At 72.0% G+C, this 21,789-nt stretch carries 24 protein-coding genes and 1 pseudogene; 20 read left to right on the top strand and 5 right to left on the bottom strand.

The genetic code is table 11. The features are described from left to right. Window positions 1–31: 31 nt before the first annotated feature. A complete protein-coding gene (locus ACYVGD_RS14185) occupies window positions 32–1,468 on the bottom strand; it encodes a cobyric acid synthase (RefSeq protein ID WP_460744464.1) in 1,437 nt (478 codons plus the stop codon). Between the two features lie 266 nt (window positions 1,469–1,734). Between ACYVGD_RS14185 and ACYVGD_RS14180 the strand changes: the two genes are divergently transcribed. From ACYVGD_RS14180 to ACYVGD_RS14165, 4 genes are all read left to right on the top strand, one after another. After that, window positions 1,735–2,571, top strand: coding sequence for an HAD hydrolase family protein (locus ACYVGD_RS14180; protein ID WP_460744425.1), 837 nt, complete (start codon window positions 1,735–1,737; stop codon window positions 2,569–2,571). Between the two features lie 41 nt (window positions 2,572–2,612). Next, the gene (locus ACYVGD_RS14175; RefSeq protein ID WP_460744424.1) at window positions 2,613–3,080 is read left to right on the top strand and encodes an SRPBCC family protein; all 468 of its coding nucleotides are present in this window, start codon (window positions 2,613–2,615) and stop codon (window positions 3,078–3,080) included. Between the two features lie 65 nt (window positions 3,081–3,145). Further along, window positions 3,146–3,397, top strand: a complete 252-nt coding sequence (locus ACYVGD_RS14170) for a hypothetical protein (RefSeq protein ID WP_460744423.1) — start codon at window positions 3,146–3,148, stop codon at window positions 3,395–3,397. 61 nt (window positions 3,398–3,458) lie between these two features. Beyond that, window positions 3,459–3,944, top strand: coding sequence for a DedA family protein (locus ACYVGD_RS14165; RefSeq protein ID WP_460744422.1), 486 nt, complete (start codon window positions 3,459–3,461; stop codon window positions 3,942–3,944). 296 nt (window positions 3,945–4,240) lie between these two features. Here the strand turns inward: ACYVGD_RS14165 and hemG are convergent, their stop codons facing one another. Further along, window positions 4,241–5,584, bottom strand: a complete 1,344-nt coding sequence (gene hemG / locus ACYVGD_RS14160) for a protoporphyrinogen oxidase (RefSeq protein ID WP_460744421.1) — start codon at window positions 5,582–5,584, stop codon at window positions 4,241–4,243. A 248-nt stretch (window positions 5,585–5,832) separates the two neighbouring features. Here hemG and ACYVGD_RS14155 point away from each other — a divergent pair, with 248 nt between their 5' ends. The 11 genes and pseudogenes from ACYVGD_RS14155 (at window position 5,833) to ACYVGD_RS14105 (ending at window position 15,221) form a co-directional block, all read left to right on the top strand. Beyond that, entirely contained in the window at window positions 5,833–6,060 is a 228-nt protein-coding gene (locus tag ACYVGD_RS14155) for a hypothetical protein (RefSeq protein ID WP_460744420.1), read from the top strand. A gap of 397 nt (window positions 6,061–6,457) precedes the next feature. Continuing rightward, window positions 6,458–7,180 carry an SAF domain-containing protein gene (locus ACYVGD_RS14150; RefSeq protein ID WP_460744419.1) on the top strand — a complete coding sequence of 241 codons (723 nt, stop codon included), beginning with the start codon at window positions 6,458–6,460 and terminating at the stop codon, window positions 7,178–7,180. After that, window positions 7,180–7,938, top strand: a complete 759-nt coding sequence (locus ACYVGD_RS14145) for a hypothetical protein (RefSeq protein ID WP_460744418.1) — start codon at window positions 7,180–7,182, stop codon at window positions 7,936–7,938. Before ACYVGD_RS14150 ends, ACYVGD_RS14145 begins: the two co-directional genes overlap by 1 nt. Then, window positions 7,935–9,362: a CpaF family protein gene (locus ACYVGD_RS14140; protein WP_460744417.1), complete on the top strand. Its 1,428-nt coding sequence runs from the start codon at window positions 7,935–7,937 to the stop codon at window positions 9,360–9,362. The genes ACYVGD_RS14145 and ACYVGD_RS14140 overlap by 4 nt, the downstream gene beginning before the upstream one ends. Then, the gene (locus ACYVGD_RS14135; RefSeq protein WP_460744416.1) at window positions 9,359–10,210 is read left to right on the top strand and encodes a type II secretion system F family protein; all 852 of its coding nucleotides are present in this window, start codon (window positions 9,359–9,361) and stop codon (window positions 10,208–10,210) included. Before ACYVGD_RS14140 ends, ACYVGD_RS14135 begins: the two co-directional genes overlap by 4 nt. Continuing rightward, window positions 10,207–11,088 (top strand): type II secretion system F family protein, encoded by an 882-nt coding sequence (locus ACYVGD_RS14130; protein ID WP_460744415.1) that lies wholly within the window; start codon window positions 10,207–10,209, stop codon window positions 11,086–11,088. The genes ACYVGD_RS14135 and ACYVGD_RS14130 overlap by 4 nt, the downstream gene beginning before the upstream one ends. A gap of 30 nt (window positions 11,089–11,118) precedes the next feature. Then, the gene (locus tag ACYVGD_RS14125; RefSeq protein WP_460744414.1) at window positions 11,119–11,295 is read left to right on the top strand and encodes a hypothetical protein; all 177 of its coding nucleotides are present in this window, start codon (window positions 11,119–11,121) and stop codon (window positions 11,293–11,295) included. Continuing rightward, entirely contained in the window at window positions 11,292–11,654 is a 363-nt protein-coding gene (locus ACYVGD_RS14120; protein ID WP_460744413.1) for a TadE/TadG family type IV pilus assembly protein, read from the top strand. The genes ACYVGD_RS14125 and ACYVGD_RS14120 overlap by 4 nt, the downstream gene beginning before the upstream one ends. Beyond that, window positions 11,651–12,076, top strand: a complete 426-nt coding sequence (locus ACYVGD_RS14115; protein ID WP_460744412.1) for a TadE/TadG family type IV pilus assembly protein — start codon at window positions 11,651–11,653, stop codon at window positions 12,074–12,076. The genes ACYVGD_RS14120 and ACYVGD_RS14115 overlap by 4 nt, the downstream gene beginning before the upstream one ends. A gap of 1,874 nt (window positions 12,077–13,950) precedes the next feature. Beyond that, window positions 13,951–14,682, top strand: a pseudogene (locus ACYVGD_RS14110) (LysM peptidoglycan-binding domain-containing protein); the annotation flags it as partial. A gap of 47 nt (window positions 14,683–14,729) precedes the next feature. Beyond that, on the top strand, window positions 14,730–15,221 hold the full coding sequence (locus ACYVGD_RS14105) for a DUF3592 domain-containing protein (RefSeq protein WP_460744411.1): 492 nt from the start codon (window positions 14,730–14,732) through the stop codon (window positions 15,219–15,221). A 74-nt stretch (window positions 15,222–15,295) separates the two neighbouring features. Here the strand turns inward: ACYVGD_RS14105 and ACYVGD_RS14100 are convergent, their stop codons facing one another. Next, window positions 15,296–16,123 carry a cobalamin B12-binding domain-containing protein gene (locus ACYVGD_RS14100; protein WP_460744410.1) on the bottom strand — a complete coding sequence of 276 codons (828 nt, stop codon included), beginning with the start codon at window positions 16,121–16,123 and terminating at the stop codon, window positions 15,296–15,298. A 123-nt stretch (window positions 16,124–16,246) separates the two neighbouring features. Here ACYVGD_RS14100 and ACYVGD_RS14095 point away from each other — a divergent pair, with 123 nt between their 5' ends. Next, window positions 16,247–16,885: a hypothetical protein gene (locus tag ACYVGD_RS14095; protein ID WP_460744409.1), complete on the top strand. Its 639-nt coding sequence runs from the start codon at window positions 16,247–16,249 to the stop codon at window positions 16,883–16,885. Between the two features lie 92 nt (window positions 16,886–16,977). After that, window positions 16,978–18,750 (top strand): AMP-dependent synthetase/ligase, encoded by a 1,773-nt coding sequence (locus ACYVGD_RS14090; RefSeq protein ID WP_460744408.1) that lies wholly within the window; start codon window positions 16,978–16,980, stop codon window positions 18,748–18,750. A gap of 6 nt (window positions 18,751–18,756) precedes the next feature. On the opposite strand, the gene ACYVGD_RS14085 is transcribed toward ACYVGD_RS14090, so the two are convergent. Together ACYVGD_RS14085 and ACYVGD_RS14080 are read right to left on the bottom strand one after the other, a co-directional pair. After that, window positions 18,757–19,245: a DUF3253 domain-containing protein gene (locus ACYVGD_RS14085; protein ID WP_460744407.1), complete on the bottom strand. Its 489-nt coding sequence runs from the start codon at window positions 19,243–19,245 to the stop codon at window positions 18,757–18,759. 105 nt (window positions 19,246–19,350) lie between these two features. Beyond that, the gene (locus ACYVGD_RS14080) at window positions 19,351–19,851 is read right to left on the bottom strand and encodes a DUF4188 domain-containing protein (protein ID WP_460744406.1); all 501 of its coding nucleotides are present in this window, start codon (window positions 19,849–19,851) and stop codon (window positions 19,351–19,353) included. Between the two features lie 75 nt (window positions 19,852–19,926). Between ACYVGD_RS14080 and ACYVGD_RS14075 the strand changes: the two genes are divergently transcribed. The 3 genes from ACYVGD_RS14075 (at window position 19,927) to ACYVGD_RS14065 (ending at window position 21,708) form a co-directional block, all read left to right on the top strand. Then, window positions 19,927–20,571, top strand: a complete 645-nt coding sequence (locus tag ACYVGD_RS14075; RefSeq protein ID WP_460744405.1) for a MerR family transcriptional regulator — start codon at window positions 19,927–19,929, stop codon at window positions 20,569–20,571. 174 nt (window positions 20,572–20,745) lie between these two features. Next, on the top strand, window positions 20,746–21,039 hold the full coding sequence (gene rpsF / locus ACYVGD_RS14070; protein WP_460744404.1) for a 30S ribosomal protein S6: 294 nt from the start codon (window positions 20,746–20,748) through the stop codon (window positions 21,037–21,039). A gap of 93 nt (window positions 21,040–21,132) precedes the next feature. Further along, a complete protein-coding gene (locus ACYVGD_RS14065; RefSeq protein WP_460744403.1) occupies window positions 21,133–21,708 on the top strand; it encodes a single-stranded DNA-binding protein in 576 nt (191 codons plus the stop codon). The last annotated feature ends 81 nt before the right edge of the window (window positions 21,709–21,789 follow it).

The following is a 21,789-nucleotide window of genomic DNA, read 5'->3' as shown; positions in this document are numbered from 1 at the left end:
ACCTGCACGGGGTCGACCGGTCAGACCGTGGTCACGGTTCGCGTACGAGCCCCAGCAGTGCGTCGACGTCGAGGTGCTCGTCGACCGCATCGGCGAGCCGTTCGACCATGGCCTCACGCTGAGCGGCGAAGCCCGGCGTACCCTCCCGCGGGCGCCACGGCGAGCCGATCCCCTCGGCGACGGCGGTGAGCCATCCGCGGCGGAACCCGTCGCACTCGAAGGCGCCGTGCCACAGCGTCCCCCACACCGAACCGGTGCGCCAGCCGTCGAGGAACGGCTCGTCGCCGGTGCCGGTGACGGTGCCGTGGTGGATCTCGTAGCCGTCGACGGGGACCCCCCGCCACGTGCCGTGCGGCCGGGCCAGGGTCTTCTCGGCGCCGAAGTCCACGCGGGTGTCGAGCAGCCCCAGGCCCTCGACGGTCCCGGCACCCGACTCGACGTCGTCGTCGAGCTCGCGGGCGAGCACCTGATAGCCGCCGCAGATGCCCAGCACGGGCCGCCCCTGCGCGGCGCGGCGCGCCACGACGTCGGCGATGCCACGCTCGCGCAGCCACACCAGGTCGGCGACGGTCGCGCGCGTGCCCGGCAGCACCAGCACGTCCGCCGTCGCACACGTCGTGGGGTCTGCGGTCACGGTCACCTCGACGCCCGGCTCGGCCGCCAGCGCGTCCACGTCGGTCGCGTTCGACACGCGTGGGAAGCGGACCACGGCGACCGACAGCGTCGCGCCCCCGTCGTGGGGGCGGTGGTGCCAACCGCCGATCGCCAGCGCGTCCTCGCCGTCGAGCCACACGTCCGGCAGCCACGGCAGGACGCCGTGGAACGGCACGCCGGTACGCCGGGTGATCTCGTCCAGGCCCGGCCGGAGCACGTCGGGGTCGCCGCGGAACCTGTTGATGACGAACGAACTGAGCAGCGCCCGGTCGGCCTCGTCGAGGAGCGCCCACGTGCCGTACAGGGCGGCGAGGATGCCACCTCGGTCGATGTCGCCGACCACCACGACCGGCAGGCCGAATCGGCGCGCGAGCCCCATGTTCACGTAGTCGCCACCGCGGAGGTTGATCTCCGCCGGCGACCCGGCACCCTCGCAGACGACGAGGTCGACGCGCGAGGCGAGGTCGGCGTACGCCTCGAACGCGGCCTCGGCCAGCGTGCGGCGACCGGTGGCGTACTGGCCGGACTCGAGGGTGCCATAGGGCTTGCCGCGAAGCACGATGTGGGAACGACGGTCCGTGCCGGGCTTCAGCAGGACCGGATTCATCGCCGACTCGGGCTCCATCCCGGCGGCGACGGCCTGCAACCACTGCGCGCGGCCGATCTCGGAGCTGTCGGCACAGACCATCGAGTTGTTCGACATGTTCTGGGCCTTGAACGGCGCCACGCGCAGCCCGCGCCGCGCCAGCGCCCGGCACAGTCCCGTGACGACGAGGGACTTGCCCGCGTCCGAGGACGTGCCCGCGACGAGGATGCCGTTCGCGGGGACGGGACCGTTCGGGCCGACGGGGCCGTTCTTTGCTGGAGGGGTCTGGCTCACCGGGTCATCCAAGCACGGACCCCCGCGGATCACTCCACCCCGCGGCCCAGGCACGTTGCCGCATGGAGTCGACGATCGTGGCGAACTCGCGGCGCAGGTCGGGCTCCGGCTCGGCGGGCGGGGAGTGGCGTTCTTCTTGAGCTGGTCGACGGTGCCCACGGCCCGACAGCGAGATGGCCCCGGCTGGCAGCATGAGGTGCATGACCGATCCCTCACACCACCGAGCCGTGTTCCTCGACTTCGACGGCACGTTCGCCGACCACGGCGTCGTCCCGCACGCGCATGCCGAGGCCGTCCGCGCCGCCCGCGCGAACGGCCACCACGTGCTGGTGTGCACCGGACGGCCGCTGTCCATCGTCGAACCGGCCGTCCGTCAGCTCTTCGACGGGGTGGTGACCTCGGCGGGTGCGCGCGTCGACATCGACGGCCAGACCTTGTGCGACGTACGCATCCCCCAGCCGATCGCCCGCCACACGGTCGAGGTGCTGGAACGGCACGGGGCGGCGTACTGCCTCGAGGCGCCGGACGCCATGTGGGCGCCGCAGCGGTCGATCGACCTGCTCCGCGAGCGCATGGCGATGATGCTCGACGCGGGAGACCCGGCGGAGGCCTCCGGTGCGCAGACGATCCTCGACGCGCTCGCCGTCCCGGACCACCTGCTGACCTGCTCGTACGCGAAGGTCTCCGTCTGGGACTCGCCCGTCGGGATCCTCCAGCTCGCGCAGGAGGCTGGCGACGAGCTGCGGGCGCTGCCCAACTCGATCACCGGCGACGCGGCCCGCTCGGGCGAGCTCCAGAACGCGCGCGTCGACAAGGCCGACGGTGTCGCGGTCGTCGCCCGCCACCTCGGCCTCGCCGTCGAGAACACCGTCGGTGCGGGCGACGGGATGAACGACGTCGGCATGCTCGAGGCCGTCGGCACGGCCATCGGCATCGAGGGTTCGCCCGAGGAGGTGCTCGCCCACGCCGACCTGGTCGTCCCGGGGCCCGGCGGCCTCGGCCTGGTGGCGGCGTTCGAGCAGCTCGGCCTGATCTAGCGCTTGCCTGCAGCGACCGCTGGGCACCGTAGGGTGGCCGCATGGCCGACCACGTCTCGCAGCAGCGCGTCATCGACGCCCCCGCCGACCGGATCTTCGCCGTCCTCACCGACATCCGCCATCACCCGGCGATCGACGGCTCCGGCGCCCTCCAGGGCCGGCCCGAGGGACCGAACCCGCTCGTGCTCGGATCGCAGTTCAGCATGGGCATGAAGATGCACGGCATGCCCTACCGCACGACCAACACCGTGGTCGAGCACGAGCCGGACCGCCGCATCGCCTGGCAGACGGCCTCCCGCGTACGCGACCGCATCGTCTTCGGCGGCCAGGTCTGGCGCTGGGAGCTCGAGGCGCGCCCCGACGGGGCCACGCTGGTGCGGGAGACCTTCGACTTCTCCCAGATGCGCTACAAGCCGCTGATGAACGGCGTCATGCGGGTCGACCGACTGTCCCTCGGCAGCCTCGAGGGCTCCCTGCGGCGCCTCGCGGCGCTCGTCGAGACGGCCTGAGGCTCATCCGCCGCATACAGACGCCGCACAGCGGGCCCATAGGCCCGGCCGGTGGAGTGGGAGACATGACTATCCCCCCGAAGACCACCACGACCACCACGACCACCACGACCACCTCGACCACCGGGACGACCGGGCGCTCCTTCCTGCGCCGCGCCGTCGCCGCGGTCACCGCCGCCGGTGTGATCGGCCTGGGCGGCGTCTCAGTCATGCCGCAGACCGCCGGGGCGGCTGGCGTCACCACGCGCCAGGCCGCGTACGCGACGGTGCCCGCGTCGACCACCGTCGCCGCGGACAAGGGTCGCACGGACGACTGAGCCTTGCGCCTGCGTGGCAGGATGTCAGGGACCCAAACCCGCCCGTCACGACAGGACGCCGATGAGCTTCGATGCGCTGCAGGAGCTGCCCATCGGTCTGACCATCCTGGCCCTGTTCGTCATCGTGATGTGCCGGGCCAACGCGACCTACTGGCTGGGCCGGGGTGCGGCCGCCGGCTCGCGGCGGACCCGGCTGCGGAGGTTCATGGAGGGCCCCACCATGGCGAGGGCCGAGGCGTTCTCGGCGCGGTGGGGCGTCTACGCGGTTCCGCTGTCATTTCTCACGATCGGCGTGCAGACGGCGGTGAACCTCTCCGCGGGTGCCACCCGCATGCCGCTGCGCCGCTACCTGCCGGCGGTCACCCTCGGCTGCATCATCTGGGCGGTCCTGTACGCGACCATCGGGCTAGCCGCCTTCGAGGCGCTGGCCCTCGCCCTGGTCGGGTCGCCGTGGTCGCTGGTCGCGCTGGCGGTGGCGGTGGCGGTCGTCGTCGCGATCCGGGTCGTACGCCGCCGCGTCCAGGCACCCGGTCCCGACCGGCCCTAGGCGCCCCCCGCCAGCGCCGTCGGCGGTGCCCGGGCCGTCGGTGCCGGGATCTATGTCGTCGCCGAGTGCGAGCCGCGTGAAACTGGGGTGCGGCACGGTGGCGCTGCGCGGCGGGTTCGGCTGCGGCGTGGAGCGCGGTCCCCTCGAGCGCAGCGCGACCGTGACCTCGGCCGGGGAGTCCTGGCGAATCGCCGGAATCGCTTTGGGACATGAAGGAGCCGGGCGCAGCCCCTCGGGGGATAGGGCGCGCCCGGCTCTGATCACACACTACCGGCCAGTCATGTGTTGACGAAAGTTCAACGCTGAAAAACTTTCTGTGTCGACCTCAGGACGGAGGGCAGACCCAGCCCGTCGTAGGGCGATCCGACCAGGTCGACGGGCAGGTCGGCGAGCTGCTCACGGACCCGGGCGAGGCGCGCGGCGTGGCCCACCTCGAGCTGCGGGTACGCCCCAGTCCACCGGGTGACGAGGAAGTCCTCCGGCTGGGACTCCAGGCCGATGAGGGCCGCGTACTCGCGGTGGACGCGCGCGGCGACGTCCTGGTCCTCCAACAGCCCGAGGGTGGTGTCGCCGACGCGCCCCACCGAGGCGCGGACCAGATGGAGGTCGTCGTGACGCAGGTGGGTCCACTTGCGGGACAGGTTCGTCGCGGCCTTGAACAGCCTTCCCGTGCCCGACGGCAGGAGGACGCCGTTGGAGTCGCGCAGGGCGGGCACGTCGCGGCAGGCCTCGCGCGGGTACGCGAGGACCACTGTCGCCACGTCGGCGACCCGGCCCGCGGTGAGTCCCGTCGTTGCCTGCGGGGCGTGCGGGGCGAGGAGGTCCGCGGCGACCCGGGCGGGCACGGCGAGCAGGACGCGGTCGGCGTCGAACGTCTCGCCGTCGGTGTGGACCCGCCAGCCTTCGCCGTCACGGGTGAGCTCGCGTGCGGGCGTGCCCGTGCGTACGTCCAGATCGGCGGCGAGGGCGTCGGTGAGCGTACGCAGCCCCGTGGGGAAGGACGCGAACATGGGCAGCGCGGAGGCGCCGGCCGGCGGGCGCTTCGCGAGGATGATCGACTCCCCCTTCTCCGCGCGGGGGAGGAGCTGGGCCGCCGTGGAGCGCAGGGACAGCCTGTCGATGTCGCCGGCATGGAGGTTGCCGAGCAGCGGGTCGACGAAGATCTCGGTGATGGCGCGGCCGAAGCGGCGGGTGGTGAACTCGCCGACCGAGATGTCGTCGGTGACGCGGCGGCGCGCCATGATCGGCTCGAGACCGGCCCTGACGAGCTGGGCCGGGTTGAGCATGCGCGACCTCAGCACGGGCAGGATCTTCGTCGGGCCCGTCGGACCGACCCCCGCGGGCAGCGGCTTCAGCCCGCGCGGGGTCGCCAGCCACGAGGTCCCCTCATTGGCGCCGACGACGTCGTCGAGGAGGCCAAGCTCCTGCACGAGCTTCTTCAGCGGGGGCGCGCCGAGGTGCATGGCCTCAGCTCCGGTGTCGACCGGGAGGCCGTGCCAATCGACGGTCATGATCTGGCCGCCGACCCGGTCGGACGCCTCGAGGACCGTCACCCGGTGGCCGGCCCGGGCGGCCCGGCGGGCGGCCGCGAGGCCAGCCAGTCCGGCTCCGACGACGACGACACGTTGCACTTCGCTCACCCCCCGACCCTACTGCGGCGGGCTGAGGGGCGGCCCGCGACGCCCGTCTCGGCGTTCAGGTGGTGAGTGAGCGACTTCTCATCCCGTAGGCGTGATCGACGCCCCACGGGCACGCCGACTCGCCTAGTCTTGAACGCTCGAGGAGTCACCCGACAGGCCCGCAGAGACACGCGGGTATCGCTCGGCATCGGACCACGCCGAGCGGACTCCCAGACAGGATCCCGAAGAACACGACGAAGGAAGGTTCGATGCTCGACATCTTCGATGTCCGCGCGGTCGCGGTCACCGGCGTCGCGTCGGTCGTTCTCGGTCTCACGACCCTCGTGTCCAGCATCAACGACGCGACGGGCCAGCCCCGCGGACTGGCGAACACGGGCTCGCCGGTCTCGCCGCTGGTCGTCGGCATCATCGTCGCCGTCGTAGTGCTCGGCGCCGTGTTCCTCGTGCTGGGGCGTCGCCGATCGAAGGGTGAGTGACACCGGTCCGTCGCCTCTGCGTCGGTCGAAGCTTGGCCGCCGGATCCGCCAGAGCCCCGCGGATCTGCCAGGGCACGTCAGGTCCGACAGGGCACGCCCGACCCCTTCCAGGCGCCGGTGGTGATGCCCCGCACCCGACGCGAGGTGTCGAGAGCGGTGGTGAGGTCGCTACCCGTCATGCGAACAAGTGTTCCAATCATCTCGGACAATTGCCGTTCGCCGCCGCCACGAGGGTCCATATCTGACACGAGGTAACCGATTGTTCACCTTTTCTTCGCCAGGATTCCCCCGTGCGTCGCCTGACACCGCCTCTAGGTTTGCTGCCGCGGGCATGACCCGCGGTCAGGGCAAACACCCCGGCCTCGTTCATTGGCTGCCACCCCAGGCGAAGGACGACATGAAGACCGTTGAAGCTGTCCGCCCCGACACGACGGGCGACACCTCCCAGCCCTTCGGGGCGCCCCCCGCCCCGGCCGTGCGCCCGCGGCGCCAGCCCCGCTGGATCGCCACCGGGATGTTGGCTATCTGCCTCGGTGGACTGGGGGCGTCGATGCTCTACGTCGAGGCGACCGGCGCTCATGACGTACTTCAGGTGACCCGCCCCATCCCTCGCGGAGACCTGATCCGGCCCGGCGACCTGCGACCGGTGTCGGTGGGCAGCCTTCCCGGCTCCGCGACCGTCCCTGCAGACCAGCTCGGCCAGCTAGAGGGGCGCCGAGCACTCATCGACCTCGCCGGGGGCGCCATCCTGCCTGCGGACGCCATCGGCCAGCCGCCGGTCGATCGCGGCCAGACCCAGATCGGGCTCCGCCTCGCCCCCGGCCGGTTGCCCGTCGGAGATCTCCCACCCGGTTCGGCCGTCCATCTCATCGCGGTCGAGGACCCCCGTCTCGTCCAGGCGGGCCAGACCACCCAGTCGGGCGGTCAGAATGGTGGCCCGTCCGGACAGTCGACGAACCCCGCCAGGCCCGCGTCCTTGGGGGCCGTCGTCGTGAGTGCGCCACGTCCGGGCCCCGATGGTGTCGCCATGCTGCTCGACGTCAAGGTCCCGGCCGACCGCGCCAGACACGTCGCCGAGCTCGCCGCCGCCGAACGCATCGTCCTGGTCAAGGAGGGCTGATGCTCGTCCTCGCCTCGGCCTCGGGTGCGCCGGGAGTCACGACGCTCGCGCTCGCGCTGACCCTCGGATGGCGCCGCGACGCACTCCTCGTCGACGCCGACCGTCAGCCGGGTCAGGCCATCCAGGCCGGCTGGCTCGGCGGAGCCAGCGTCGGAGGCCGTGGGCTGTCCGGCCTCGCACGGGTCCATCGTGAGCGTCGGTCCATGACCGATGAGCTGCTCCACCACTGCGTGCCCCTCTCCGAGGGGGTCCCGCGCCGCCTGTTCCTGCCCGGCTTCAACCACCCCAGTGCGCCGGGGCTGTTCCAGCCCCTGTGGCCCGATCTGGTCGCCGCGCTCGAGAGGGTTCAGGAGACCGGGCTCGACGTCGTGGTCGACGCCGGCCGGGTGTCCGAGGGGCTGCCCGCGCCGCTCGTCGCCGCCGCCCGCACGACGCTGCTCGTCACTCGCACCGACCTGAGGTCGTTGGCGGCCGTGCGTCTCCAGATCCCCCAGATGCTGCAGCGGCAGTCCCAGTCACGCCCGTCCGCCCGGATCGGGCTCGTCCTGGTCGGTGAGGGCCAGCCCTACACCGGTCGTGAGATCGAGGCGCAGTTCGGCGTACCGGTCCTCGGCGTGGTCGCCGACGATGCGACCTCGGCACGCCACCACTCCCACGGCGAGCCGCGCCCGGCGCGCTTCGAGAGCCGTGCGTACGCCAGGTCGGTCCGGGCGCTCGCCTCGAGCCTTGGCGCGGCGGAGGAGGTGGGTGTTCGATGAAGGACAAGACGGCGCTTCGATCGGTGGCGCTGTTCCAGACGCCCAGCGCTCCCCCGGATCTGTCCGGTGTCGCCACGGTGTTCAGCCGTGACGAGATGCGACGCCTGGACACGCGAACGCCCTCCGCCCGCGACCATGAGGTCGTCTGGGAGACAGTCGCGCTGCTGCGCCGCGACGCCAGTCAACGGATCGCCGATCGCACTCCGACTGGCATGCAGGTCGAGGACCGACGCATGCTGGCCGGCGCGGTGATCCGTGAGGTCGTCCGTGTCCACGCCGAGCGGCTGAGCGACGAGGGACGCGAGCTGTGGTCCATCGACCTCGAGGAGGCGTACGCCCGCTCGGTCGAGAGCGCGATCTTCGGCTACGGGCGCCTCCAGCCGTTGTTCGAGCTGCCGGATGCGGAGAACATCGAGATCCACGGCCACGACTCGGTGGTGGTGCAGCGGTCCGACGGCACGCGCTACGAGCACCCACCCGTCGCCGACTCCGACGACGAGCTCGTCGAGGCCGTCCGCTTCTTGGGCGAGGGGGCCAGCCCGCCGCGGCCGTTCGACGACGCCCACCCGTCGGTGACGATCGCCCTGGGCGACCGCTTTCGCCTGCACGCGATCGGTTTCGGCCTGTCGTTCCGGCCGTCGGTCACGATCCGCCAGCACACCTGGGTCAACGTGACGCTGCCCGACCTGGTGGCGGACGGGATGCTGCCGGAGTCGCTGGCCAAGTTCCTTCACGCCGCGGTCCAGGCGCGCCGGTCCATCGTGATCAGCGGTGACCAGGGCGCCGGCAAGACGACCCTCCTGCGTGCGTTGATCGCCGCGATCCCGCCCACCGAGCGGTTCGGCACGGTCGAGACCGACTACGAGCTGCTCACCCATCTCCAGCCCCACCGTCGCAACATCCTTGCCCTGCAGGCCCGCTCTGGCCTGGGTGAACGTCAGTACGGTCGTGCACTCGGGGAATACACGGTCGCCGACCTGATCCCCGAGGCGCTGCGTCAGAATCTCGCCCGCATCGTCGTCGGCGAGGTGCGGGGCAACGAGGCGGCCGCCATGTTCGAGGCGATGGCTGCCGGCGCCGGAACCCTGTCGACCACCCACTCCCACTCGGCGGCCGCGACGATGGACCGTCTCGCAGGGCGGGTCGCCCGGGGCGGCGAGATGACCATCGACGAGGCCTACCGCCAGATCGCCCACAACGTGTCGTTGCTGGTCCATTGCCAGCTCGTCGACGACACGTGGCGAGGAGGCACCCGCCGTCGGTTCGTGTCGGAGGTCCGCGAGCTGACCGGTGCCATGGAGGGCGACCGGCCGGTCACCCACCTCACCTACCGCGCCGAGCCGAGCGCCACCGAACCAGCGGGCTTCTTCCCGTCGCCACGATCGGTCGACGAGCTGGCTCGCTATGCGGAGGCGTGGTCGTGAACGCCGCTTACGCCGCCATCTGCGGCATGGTGCTCTGCCTCGGTGTGGTCGCGGTGGTCAGGGGTTTCGTCGGCGGGCCGCCGCCGGTGTCGCGTACGCGGACTCGCAGCCGGGTGCTGCGTGGCGTCGCCGCCCGGCAGCGAAACCGACGCCTGGCCGCCGGTCTGGTCATCGGCGTGGTCGTCGCCGCGTCGACGGGCTGGTTCGTCGCGTTGCTGCTGGGCCCGGTGATCGTGGTGGGCGTGCCCTACCTGTGGGGTACGCCGACCAACCGTGAGGTCGAGCTGCTGGCCGCGCTCGACCGGTGGGTGCGGTCGATCACCGCGATCCTGCCCACGGGGCGTTCGGTCGCCGATGCCATCCGGGCCTCGGCGCGAACGGTGCCGTCCGTCCTCGCCGACGACGTCGTCCTGCTGGTGGCGCGTCTGGACGAGCGGTGGTCGACGCGTGACGCGTTGCGGGCCATGGCCGACCGGCTCGACAGCCCCGACTCCGATGCCGTGGTCGCTGCGCTGATGCTCGCCGCTCATCGCGGTGGCACGGGTGCGACGGCTTCGTTGAACGCGTTGTCGGAGGCGATCGCTGACCGGCTCCACGCGCTGCGCGAGATCGAGGCGGAGCGGGCCAAGCCGCGCGTGGTGGTCCGTCAGGTGACGCTCGTCAGCGCCGTCCTGCTGGTGGGCTGCGTGCTGCTCGGCGGCGACTTCTTCGCGCCCTACCGCAGCGGTCCCGGCCAGGTGATCCTCGCGGGGCTGGGGGCTGCGTACGTGGCCTCGTTGGTGATGATGCGTCGCATCGCCACACCGCCCCCACGCCAGCGGGTGCTGCGCACGGAGGTGACCGCATGATCCCGGTCTCGCAGTCAGGGCTGGCGATGCTGTGCGGGCTGGCGGTCGGCTTCGGTGTGGTCGCGCTGGTGGCCGGCACGCGCCGTACGCACCCGCGGCTGTCCGACGCCCTGGGCGCGCTCGACGCCGAGCCGTTGCCGTCGCCAATACTCGATGTGGGGGCGCGTACGCCGACCGAGCGCCTGGGTCTGTGGGCCTACCGGCACTCACCGGTGCCGCTGCTGCCGGGGCAGATCCGCCTGCTGGAGCTCCAGAACCGCACGGTCGCCGAGCTTTACGCCGACAAGCTGGTGCTGTGCCTGCTGGGGGCTGTCGTCCCCGGTCTCGCGGGGGCCGTGCTCGTCTCGTTGGGACCGGTTCCGGTCATCGCTGCGCTGGTCGGTGCCGCCGCGGGCTGGTTCTACCCCGACCTGGAGCTGCGACGCTCCACGGGCCGGGTGCAGACCGACGCGAGGGAAGCGCTGTTCACCTTCTTCGACCTCGTCATCCTCGAGCGGCTCGCGAACCGGTCGGCGATCCAGTCGCTGCACGCCGCCGCCGAGGTCTCCGAGCACGCCGTCTTCGTCAGCATCCGTGCCGCCCTCGACCGGGCCCGGCTCGAGCAGCGCCCGCCCTACGACGAGCTGCGCCGACTCGCCGAACGCCTGCGGCTGCCCGAGCTGGTCGACATCGCCGACGTGCTCCAGCTCGACGAGGCGGGCGCGGCGGTCTCGGAGACGTTACGGGCGCGCGTGCGTGAGCTCCGCGACGACCATCTGGGCCAGATGCGTCAGCACGCTCACACCGTCACCGAGTCGATGACCCTGTGGATGACGCTGCCGGCCTTGGTGTTCGGCCTGATCTTCCTCGTCCCGCCGCTCATGCGCCTGCTGTCCTGACCCGTCCCCAGCCCCACGAAGGAGAAAACCATGTCCCACCTCCACCTGGTCCTCGGCCATCTCGTCGCCGTGCTGATGCCGCGCCGCGACGAGCGCGGGCTGAGCCAGAGCACCGAGAACGCGATCCTGCTCGCCGGCGCCGTCACGATCGCGCTGGGCGTCGTCGCCGCCATCCAGACGTTCGTGATGGCCAAGCTGCCGCGGTGACTCGTGACCAGCGCGGGCTGACCGAGTCGGTCCAGTGGGCGCTGCTCATGCCGGTCCTCCTCGGCGTGCTGCTCGGGGGCCTGCAGGTCGCGCTCACCTGGCATGCCCGCAACGTTGCGCTCGCCGCCGCCTCGGCCGGTGCCGAGGCCGGTGCGGCGCTGTCCGCGCGACCGGATGACGCCCACCGGGCTGCGCGTACCGTCCTGGCCGGTGGTGGGATGTCCGACGTCCGCATCGACGTGGGCGACGACGGCAGGACCGTCCACGTCCATGTGGCGTGCCGCCCCCCGACTGTCGTTCCTCTGGGAACGGGGCTGGTCGATGGGCGTGCCGCCGTGCCCAAGGAGCGCGTGCGATGAGGCTCCGTGACGAGCGCGGGGCTGCCAGCATCGAGGCGGTGCTGCTCGTGCCCGCGCTGGTGATGGTCGTGGCCTGCCTGGTCGGTGGGGCGCGGGTCTGGCACGCGCGTGCGGCGGTGAGCGACGCGGCGTACGCGGCTGCGCGTGCGGCGAGCCTCGAACGGGCGCCGGGTGCGGCGGTCGCCGCCGCCCAGGCCACGGCACGACGCACGGTCGGGGACCGGCAGGTGGCGTGCGTGGCTCCGCGTACGTCCGTGGACGCCGGAGGGTTCTCGGCGCCAGTCGGTCAGCCGGCCAGGGTCCGCGTCACGGTCGCCTGCGAGGTGCCGATGGCCGACCTGTTCGGCCTGCCCCTGCCCGGCACGCTCGACGCCCGTGCCGATGCCACGTCGGCGCTCGACACCTACCGGGGGCGTCGATGAGGTTCCTGCGCGGACTCGGTGCTCTGCTCGTGATGGTCGGCGTTCTCGTCGGCGGTCCAATCGCCCTTCTCGGCGTCGGACGGGGCCTCGACCTGTCCGGCGACCCGCTCGACGTGCTCCTGCGGCCCGACAACGGGGCGACGCTCCTGGCGCTCTTGACGGGCATCGGCTGGGTGGCGTGGCTGGCGTTCACGCTGTCGGTCGTCGTGGAGACGTACGCGGTGGTGCGGCGTCGTCGCGTGCGCGTGCCGGGTCTTGGCGTCAGCCAACCCCTGGCGTACGCCCTCGTGGCCGCCGTCGCGGCGATGCTGGTGCCACCCGACCAGGCGACGGCCGCGGGAGCTGCGCCCGTGACGTACACGACGAGCACCGAGGCCGTCGCGGAGTCGGCGCCGTCGCTGCGCAGCACCGTCCATGTCGTGCGCACGGGCGAGCACCTGTGGGGCATCGCCGAGGCCCACTACGGCGATGGTGCCCAGTGGCGGCGCATCTTCGACGCCAACCGGGATGTCATCGGCGACCCACACCGGATCGACTCCGGGTGGCGACTGACCGTGCCGCTCGACCCGCCGTCGCCGGCTCCCGCACCCACGGTCCGGCTGGTCACCCCGGCCGATCTGGCCCAGGAGCGGGCGGCCGAACCCCCTGCTGCGGACCACGCCGAGGAACCCGACGCGGAGATCCCCGACTCCCCGCTCGACACGACGCCCGAGATCGCCGGACATGCCTCCGGCGACGCGGGCGCCACCGCTGCGGCCGGTGCGACGGCTGCGGCCGCCAGTCCGGCCGACGTGCTCGGCGTGGCCGTCGGCGGGCTGTGGGCGGGGTCGGTGGCGGCGCTGCTGGCTTCGCGCCGTGCGGCGCAGCAGGCCCGCCGGCCGTTGGGCCGGGCCTACGTGGCCACACCCGAGGCGGTCTTCGCGACGGCTGTGGCGACGTGCGGCACCCAGTCGTCGTGCCACGCGCTGGGGGCGGCACTGCGGGAGGTCGCGCGCGTCCAGCCGGGTCCCCTCCCGGCGCTGGCCGGCGCGACGCTCAACGCGGACGGGCTCGCACTGAGGTTCGACCGGCCCGTCGTCGCGCCAGCGGGTGCACTCTTCGACGGGGCCAGCCTGCGCCTGGGGCGGCCCCTGCTCGACGGTCTCGTGCGCCGGCCCGGGCCCGACGGACGGCCGGGCGCGGACCGGCCGAACCCGTGGGGCGCGACGGTCACCATCGGCGTGGGCCCCGACGGGTCGCTCGAGCTGCTCGATCTCGAGGCGTCGGGACTGGTCTCGCTGCGAGGCGACCGCGAGACGGTGGACGGCCTGGTGAACGCACTGCTGGTCGAGCTGACGAGCGGTGAGTGGGCCGAGGGCGTCCAGGTGGTCCTCGTCGGGGGTGACACCGAGTTCACCGAGGCCCTGGAGTCGCCGGTGCTGGTGCACAGCCTCGATGTCGAGGCCGCTCTCCGCGTGCTGGAGACCCGCTTCGATGAGCGTCCCACCGCACTGGCGGGCGTACGCGACCTGCGTGTCGATCCCGACCAGCTGGAGGCGTGGGGTCCCCAGGTTCTGGTGCTCGACGAGGGCGTCACGCCGTCGGAGGCTCAGCGCATCCTCACCCTGGTCGACCGTGGCCTGTGCGTCGTCACCACCAACACGGTCGGCCCGGCCGTCCAGGTCCGCCCGGCCCCTGAGCTGTCCACCCTGCCCGACGGTCGTCGTGTCGTCGTCCAGAGCGTCCCCCGCGCCACCCGTGACGCCCTCGTCGCATCCCTTCGCGCCACCCGTTCCACCGTCACCGAGCCGGCCCCGTGGTGGGTCGGCGACCCCCGCATCACCGCGCTGCCCGCGGCCGACCACAAGGAGTCCGCCACCGTGGACCACACGCAGCCCACCGTGATGCTGGTGGGACCCATCGACCTGGAGGGAGCCCGCGGGACGCGCCCGTCGCGGGCTCCACGGCAGTGCATCGAGTACGCCGCCTGGCTGCTCGAGCACCCGGGCGCGACCTCTCGCCAGATGGCGAACGCCCTGTTCGTCGCGGAGACGACGCGGCGGTCCAACATGTCGCGGCTGCGTAGCTGGCTGGGGGCGGCGCCGGACGGCTCGTCCTACCTGCCGGAGGCGTACTCAGGGCGCATCAATCTCCACCCGGCGGTCACGTCCGACTGGGACCAGCTGCGCCTGTGCGTGATCGGCGGGGTGTCGCGTACGCCGGAGGCCGGGCTGCGCCGGGCCCTGGAGCTTGTGCGGGGTGCGCCGCTCGCGGATACGGCACCGGGCCAGTGGGAGTGGGCCGAGGAGTTGCGGCTGGAGATGGCGGCGACCATCCGCGACATCGGCGTACGCCTGGCGGGGCTGGCGCTCGACCGCGGCGACCTCGACCTGGCGCGCTGGGCGACGGCTCGCGCGCTGGCGGCCGCCCCGGAGGACGAGCTGCTGCTGTGTGCGCGGGTCCGTACGGAGGCGTTGGCCGGCGACCTGCGCGAGGTGCAGCGCCTGGCCACACGGCTGGCAGCGCAGGCCCGTCGACTGGGCGTGGAGCTGTCCGACGAGACTGTCGAGCTGTTGCAGTCGGCGTTGGAGGGTCGCGTACGCGCCCGCCAGGTGGTGGGTGCCTAGCCACAGCCGACTGTCGGAGTGGGCCCCACGGTTGGCAGAGTGCGGGTGTGCAGCAGAAAAGAGACAGGTCGTTGATCGTGGTCAGCGTCGTCTTCGGCCTCGTCGCGCTGGTGGGCATCGGCATCTGCGTCGCCCACTTCGTGCTCGCGGCCGGATGGAAGGACGCCGTCCAGACCCAGGGCGTGGTCGTCGACCACGAGCTTCGTCCGCGCCTGCAGGGCGGGGACCGCACCAAGCGGGACATGTACCGCCCCGTCATCGAGTTCACCGACAAGTCCGGCGAGCCGCGCCGGTTCACCAGCAAGACGGCGAGCACCGACCCGCCGGCCATCGGTGAGATCATCGACATCGAGTACAAGCCGGGCAAGCCCACAGCGGTGCGCGAGGCCACGGCGCTGAGCCGGAACCTGCTGTTGCTTGTCGGGTTCGGTCTGGCGTTCGTCTTCGGGAGCTTCTCCGCCGGCGCCGCGGTGGCCGCGAGTCGCATTGCGAACAGGCCGCCGAGCTCCGACGACGACGCCCCCGGGCCGCAGACCTAGGCTGGCGCCACGAGCGCGTACGCCCTGCCCGACCAGAGTTGGGGATCAGGGGCCGCGGCCCACCCCGGACACGGTCAGGCGGAGCGCGGCGACTCGTGCGTACCCAGGATGACGCGGCCCGCCTGCGTGATCAGGTTCGGCGCGACCCGTGCGTGGCGTACGCGGTGGGCGAACTGGCCACCCACCCAGATCGGGATGCCGGGCCGACGGCGGACGATCATGGTCGTGACGTCGGAGGCCGCACGCGCGGCCTGCGGTGAGCGGGCCGCCATGACCACGAGGTCGGGCTGGTGCCCGTCAATGGCCTGCACCCAGTCGTCCAAGGACACGTTCGCGCCGATGTACTCGGTGTTCATGCCGCCCTCGCGCAGCGTCAGGCACGTCGACAGCAGCGGGATGACGTGGTGCTCGCCCGGCGCGAGGCCCAGCACGGCGCGCGGCGCGTCCGGCGGCAGGGTGGGGGTGGCGCGCAGCCGCCCGTACAGGTAGTTCAGCACGCCGTTGGAGACGAACTCCTCCTGCGTGGACGTGATGTGCTCGCTCGCCCACGCCTCGCCGATGCGACGCATCTCGGGCAGCAGCCAGTCGTCGCAGCGCTCCGCGTACGGGCCGCCGGACAGGCCGTTGATCAGGGTGTTGTCGAGGAAGGCGACGTCGCCGCGCAGCGCGGCCTCGACCAGGTTGCTGGACTGGTGGGGCAGCTCGGTCACGCCCTGGGGCGCCAGGCCCTTCGCCCGGCGCGCGGCCTCCTCCTCGGGCACGCCGCGGGAGACCAGCTCGGACATGTGGAGAAGGCGTGCGATGCCGGCTTCGTCGACGGCGAGGCTGAAGCCGCCGCGGGTCTCGCACAAGTCGTAACGATGGTTCCAGCGAACGAACTGGAGTGCAGGTACGCCAGCCATGGCTGCAGCCTGTCGGATGGATGCCACTCATGCCTCCCGAGGCATCAAAAAAGGGGCTCGCCGTAGACCCTGTGTCGACAAAGATATCACCGGATCTGCGGGAGAAATGCCAGAATCGCTGCCATGACGGACCCGATCCGCCTCGCGCGTGAGATCAACCCCGACGCCGGCGCCTACCGGATCACCGCCGAGCCGCGCGCGGTCGCCGCGTGCGACGCGGCCACGGCGCGCAGCTATGCCGAGTTCCCCTATTGGGAGGCCCGCTTCGCCGAGCGAGGCCGCCGGTTCAGCGCGACCGACGGCGCCTGGCTCGTCCGCACCAGCGACGACGACGACCAGGACCACGTGACCGGCCAGGTCGTCTGGCTCGGGACCGTCCTGTCGTCGCGTGGCATGCCCCGCATCCTTCTCGAGCGCCACCTCGACGTCCTCGCCGAGGAGCTCGAGAGGGCCCGCCCCGACCACCAGGGGCCCGCCCGGCTCCGCGCCGCCGCCGAGTCGCTGCGCGCCGACCGCACCGCGGTCATCCCCGCCGGCCGCTTCGACGAGCTCGCCCGCCGGTTCGACGAGCGCACCGCCGACCTGCCCGGCGCCGTGCCCCACTGCGGGCCGATCCTCGTGTCGGCGGTCTGCGACGACGCCCAACTCGCCAGCACCGTCGGCGCGCTCTTCGACTGGCTCGCCGACCCCGAGCGCTTCGGGCCCGAGTGGATATCCGCGGTGGAGGAGACGCTACAGGCGGCGTACGACGCCCGCGGCTGAGCCGTGGACGGACCGGGATGGGACGCCTGTCGCCTCGTCCCCACGCCAGATAGGGTGGCTCCGGTCCCGTAGCTTCGAGGTGGAGGTCTGCAGTGGAAGTACGTCATCTCGGCCAGATGTTGGCCGCAAGCGTCGCTGCCCATCCTGATCGGCCCGCCCTGCGCGTACGCGTCGGCGACGACTGGGAGGTCACCACCTACCGTGAGCTGGGGGCCGAGGTCGCCTCCGTCGCCGGTGCCCTCCTCGACATGGGTGTCGAGCACGGCGACCGCGTGGCGATCTTCTGCCGCAACCGCCCGGCCTGGACGGTCGTCGACCTCGCCGCCGTCAGCATCGGCGCCGTCGTCGTGCCGATCTACCAGACCTCCACGGCCCAGCAGGCCCGCCACATCCTCGCCGATGCCGAGTGTCGCGTCGCGTTCGTGGAGGGCCCGGCCGAGGCCGCGAAGGTCGCCGAGGTGCGCGACCAGCTGCCCCACCTGCGCGAGGTCGTCGCCTTCGACGAGGCCGAGGGGACCACGGCGTACGCGACGCTGCGCGACCACCGCGTGAGCCACCCCGAGAAGCTCGACCAGCGGCTTGGCGCGGTCGACGAGAATGACGTGGCCACGATCATCTACACCTCCGGCACGACCGCCGACCCGAAGGGCGTCGTGCTCACCCACCGCGCCTTCGTGACCGAGATCGAGGCCGTCCGCGTGTTCTTCCCGATGGACGAGACCGACCAGAGCCTGTGCTTCCTGCCGCTGGCCCACGCGCTCGAGCGCGCCTGGACGTTCGTCGTGCTGCGCACGGGTGCGCTGAACACCTACCACGCCGATGCGGCGACGGTCGCCGAGGCTATGCCTCTGGCCCGCCCGACGCTGATGGTGTCGGTGCCGCGCCTGTACGAGAAGGTGTACGCGGTCGCCCACGAGCGGGCCGCGTCCTCGCCGGTGAAGAAGCGGATCTTCCACTGGGCCCTGGCCGTGGGCAAGAAGGCGCAGGCGGCCGAGGGGCGCCTCGGCCCGGTGCTGACCCAGCAGCTGAAGCTCGCCGACAGGCTGGTCCTGGCCAACATCCGCGAGGCGATCGGCGGCCCGAAGAACGCGCTGGCCTCCGGCGGCGCACCGCTGCGCAAGGAGGTCGAGGAGTTCTTCCACGCCGCCGGCATCCTCGTCTGCCAGGGCTACGGCCTGACCGAGGCCGCGCCGCTGGTGTCGTTCAACTGCCCGGAGGGCTTCAAGTTCGGCACGGTCGGACGCGTCATGCCGGGTGGTGCGCTGAAGATCGCCGACGACGGCGAGATCCTCTACCGCGGCCCGAACGTCATGGTCGGCTACCACAACAACGAGCGAGCGACCGACGAGTCGTTCACCGACGACGGATGGCTGCGCACCGGTGACGTCGGCGAGATCGACGACGACGGCTTCCTGCGGATCACCGACCGGCTCAAGGACCTCATCGTCACCGCCGGCGGTAAGAACGTCGCGCCCGGCCCGATGGAGGGCGAGCTCGCCGCCGACCCGCTCGTCGAGTACGCGGTCATCATCGGCGACGACCGCCCGTGCCTGACCGCGCTGATCCGTCCGAGCCTGCCTGATGTCGAGGCGCTGGCCAAGGAGAAGGGCATCTCCTACGGCGCACCCCACGAGCTGCTTGAACACCCCGAGGTCGTCGACCACCTCAAGGAGATCGTCGCGAAATTCTCCGCGGGGCGGGCGAGCCACGAGAAGATCCGCGATATCGAGGTCATCGACACCGACCTGACGATGGAGAACGGCCTGCTCACCCCGACGCTGAAGGTCAAGCGCCGAGCGGTGGAGAAGCGGTTCGCGGACAAGGTCGACGCGATGTATGACCGGGTGAGGAATCGGGCGCGCTGAGCGTCGTCAGCGCGACAGGCGGCTGCCGGGCCCGAGCCTGATCGGGCCGCGGGCGGTGACCGGGTCCACCGCCTCTCCCCGCTGCAGCACCACCACGGCTCCGTCGGCAGCCAGTGCCGCGGCGACCTCCCGGGCGACCGGCATGAGCTCGCGCCAGGCCTCCCCGCCGCAGATGCGGGCCGCGTCGCTGGGGCAGATCGTGGACCCGTCGCGGTGCCGCAGGAGCGCACGCATGGTGGACGCCAGTCGCCCCCGGCGGCCTTGGTCGGTGGGCTCCCACCAGGGGTCGCCGCGTTCGCCGAGCGCCACCTTCGCGTCGTGGACCAGGGGGCGCGCCTCGTCGCCGCGCGTGCGGACCAGGCGGCGGGCCCGCATCAGCTCGTCCACGAGCTCGGCACGCAGCGTAGCGGGGATGTGGGGGTCGGTCGCGCGCCAGCGGCGGCCGCCCACGATGACGTGGTGTCCGTCCTGGGTGTGCTCGACCTCGTCGGTCAACGCCCCGGCCCCGGGACAACCGTGGGTCGAGTTCGTCCGTGATCCCGCATGCCGGAGACTCTAGCGGCCGCCGGCAACGCGGGGGATGCGGTCCGGGGGGCGAAGTCAGCCCACCCGGCTCCCCAACCGCTCCCGCGCCGTGCGCCCGCGGCGACCCAGGTCGATCGTCCCCGCGAAACGTCCCAGGCCGACGGTGGCCCCGTTGCCGTAGAACGTCTCGATGCCCGCCGCGGGCACCGCGTACGTCTCGTGCCAGATGCCGACGGCTTCCGGATGCCTGCGGGCCGCCTTGTTGAACGCCCGCCAGGCGGGCAGGTGCCGGGCCTCGCGGTCGTGCGCGTACGCGTACAGGTGGTCGATGCTCTTCCAGTACTGCACGACCCACGGGCCGGACGGCCCGAGCATCGTCTCCGCGCCGAGGAAGCCCAGGTCGTCGGCCTCGCCGCGATCGGCGGCGACGCGGTTGCGGGACAGCTCGGCGATCATCCGCGGCATGGCGACGAACACCGGGCCCCACAGGTCGGGCCGGTGCCAGGCGCGGACGGTCATGCCGATGTGGAACACGACGACATCTCCGTCGTGGGCGTGGGTGAGGGGCGTGGACATGGTCGACTCCGATCCATTGGGTAGTGACACTATCCAGTATTGGCGATGATCACTATCCAGTGCAAGAGTGGGCGGATGAGAATCTCCGCGCTCGCCGCCGCCACCGCGGTTCCGGTCGCGACGCTCAAGTACTACCTGCGCGAGGGTCTGCTGCACCCGGGTCGCGCCACCTCGCGTACGCAGGCTGACTACGACGACTCCCACGTGGAGCGCGTGCGCCTGGTCCGCGCCCTCATCGAGGTGGGCGGGCTCTCCCTAGCCACCGTGAAGCGGGTGCTGGCCGTGATCGAGGAGTCCGAGGTGAAGCGGCTCGGCGTGCTCGGAGCCGCCCAGCGCTCCCTCCTGGGCCCCGAGCTGGTGGAGCTGCCCGAGTCGTACAGGCCCGGGCCGGGCGAGACGCGCGCCCATGCCTGGCTGCGGCGCCGCGGCTGGGCGGTGGACCCCGGTGACCCCGTGATCGACGCGCTGGACCGCGCCTGGGCGGCGTGCGAGGACGCCGGTCTGGGGCTCGACGAGGCGCGCTTGGACGCGTACGCGGACGCGGCCGAGGAGATCGCCCGCATCGACGTGGACTCCTTGCCCGCCGAGCCCACGGCCGCCGTACGCCAGGTGGTGCTGGGCACACTGCTCGTCGACCCAGTGCTCGCGGCCCTGCGCCGGCTGGCGCAGCAGCACGTGGCGGTCTCCCGGGAGGGTGCCGCCGCCCACGGCGCCGAGTGAGGGCGGCGCACCCACGGGCATCTCCGCGGGCCCGCGTGAATTGGCCCGGTCCGCCCCACCTGGCGTACGCTGGCGCCTTGTCGCGTGCCCACCGAGCGGTGCGCGGCGGCATCACGCCCTCCTGTCATGGGACATCCCCATGACCGTCGAGACCAGAGGAGGTGGAGTACGCGTATGCGCAAGTACGAGATCATGGTCATCACGAACCCCGACGTCGACGAGCGCCAGGTCACTCCCATGTTGGAGAAATACCTGGAGGTCATCACCAAGGGTGGCGGCACCGTCGACAACGTCGACTTCTGGGGCAAGCGCCGTCTGGCCTACGAGATCCAGAAGAAGACCGAGGGGATCTACACGGTGATCAACGTCACCGCGAAGCCCGAGGACGTCAAGGAGCTGGATCGCCAGTTCACCATCAACGAGCAGATCATGCGCACGAAGGTCCTGCGCCCCGAGCTGCACAGCTGATCATCGCCCCGGACCCGCCCACGGAACTGTCAGCCCCGGCTGGCAGTCTTGGATGGAACCGGGACATCACGATCCGAACTGGAGAGCTGAGACATGGCAGGCGAACCCATCATCACCCTCGTCGGTAACCTCACCGGCGATCCCGAGCTGCGCTTCACCCCGTCGGGTGCGGCCGTGGCGAACTTCACCGTGGCGTCGACGCCGCGCACGCTCGACAAGCAGACGAACGAGTGGCGCGACGGCGAGGCCATGTTCATCAGCTGCTCGGTGTGGCGTCAGTACGCCGAGCACGTTGCGGAGTCGCTGACCAAGGGCATGCGGGTGATCGTTCAGGGCCGCCTCAAGGCGCGCAGTTATGAGACCCGCGAGGGCGACAAGCGCACCGTGTTCGAGCTCGACGTCGACGAGGTCGGTCCGTCGCTGCGCTACGCCACGGCCAAGGTCGCCAAGACCACCGGCGGTGGCGGCGGCCAGGGTGGCTACGGCGGAGGGAACTCCGGCGGTGGCAGCTTCGGCGGCGGTGGCGGCGGCTACGGCGGGGGCAACTCCGGCGGCGGCAACCGCGACCAGGGCAACGACCCGTGGGGTGCTCCCGCGGGCGGCCAGAACAACCGCGGCGGCGGTTCGGATCCCTGGGCTCAGTCCCAGACCGAAGAACCCCCCTTCTGATGAGGGGGCCGTCTCCACGGCGGCTCTTCACACATTCACCACACCAGGCACATTCCGGCATCACGCCGGGCTCTGAAAGGA

Source organism: Mariniluteicoccus endophyticus (assembly GCF_054780035.1).
The sequence above is the reverse complement of the archived record's forward strand: the minus strand, read 5'-3'. Positions and strand labels throughout refer to the sequence as shown.

Coding starts and splice junctions, on each gene's coding strand:
- ACYVGD_RS14180 (WP_460744425.1), top strand. CDS start 1,735: ATGACCGATCCCTCACACCACCGAGCCGTGTTCCTCGACTTCGACGGC.
- ACYVGD_RS14175 (WP_460744424.1), top strand. CDS start 2,613: ATGGCCGACCACGTCTCGCAGCAGCGCGTCATCGACGCCCCCGCCGAC.
- ACYVGD_RS14170 (WP_460744423.1), top strand. CDS start 3,146: ATGACTATCCCCCCGAAGACCACCACGACCACCACGACCACCACGACC.
- ACYVGD_RS14165 (WP_460744422.1), top strand. CDS start 3,459: ATGAGCTTCGATGCGCTGCAGGAGCTGCCCATCGGTCTGACCATCCTG.
- ACYVGD_RS14155 (WP_460744420.1), top strand. CDS start 5,833: ATGCTCGACATCTTCGATGTCCGCGCGGTCGCGGTCACCGGCGTCGCG.
- ACYVGD_RS14150 (WP_460744419.1), top strand. CDS start 6,458: ATGAAGACCGTTGAAGCTGTCCGCCCCGACACGACGGGCGACACCTCC.
- ACYVGD_RS14145 (WP_460744418.1), top strand. CDS start 7,180: ATGCTCGTCCTCGCCTCGGCCTCGGGTGCGCCGGGAGTCACGACGCTC.
- ACYVGD_RS14140 (WP_460744417.1), top strand. CDS start 7,935: ATGAAGGACAAGACGGCGCTTCGATCGGTGGCGCTGTTCCAGACGCCC.
- ACYVGD_RS14130 (WP_460744415.1), top strand. CDS start 10,207: ATGATCCCGGTCTCGCAGTCAGGGCTGGCGATGCTGTGCGGGCTGGCG.
- ACYVGD_RS14125 (WP_460744414.1), top strand. CDS start 11,119: ATGTCCCACCTCCACCTGGTCCTCGGCCATCTCGTCGCCGTGCTGATG.
- ACYVGD_RS14115 (WP_460744412.1), top strand. CDS start 11,651: ATGAGGCTCCGTGACGAGCGCGGGGCTGCCAGCATCGAGGCGGTGCTG.
- ACYVGD_RS14100 (WP_460744410.1), bottom strand. CDS start 16,123: ATGGCTGGCGTACCTGCACTCCAGTTCGTTCGCTGGAACCATCGTTAC.
- ACYVGD_RS14095 (WP_460744409.1), top strand. CDS start 16,247: ATGACGGACCCGATCCGCCTCGCGCGTGAGATCAACCCCGACGCCGGC.
- ACYVGD_RS14080 (WP_460744406.1), bottom strand. CDS start 19,851: ATGTCCACGCCCCTCACCCACGCCCACGACGGAGATGTCGTCGTGTTC.
- ACYVGD_RS14075 (WP_460744405.1), top strand. CDS start 19,927: ATGAGAATCTCCGCGCTCGCCGCCGCCACCGCGGTTCCGGTCGCGACG.
- rpsF (WP_460744404.1), top strand. CDS start 20,746: ATGCGCAAGTACGAGATCATGGTCATCACGAACCCCGACGTCGACGAG.
- ACYVGD_RS14065 (WP_460744403.1), top strand. CDS start 21,133: ATGGCAGGCGAACCCATCATCACCCTCGTCGGTAACCTCACCGGCGAT.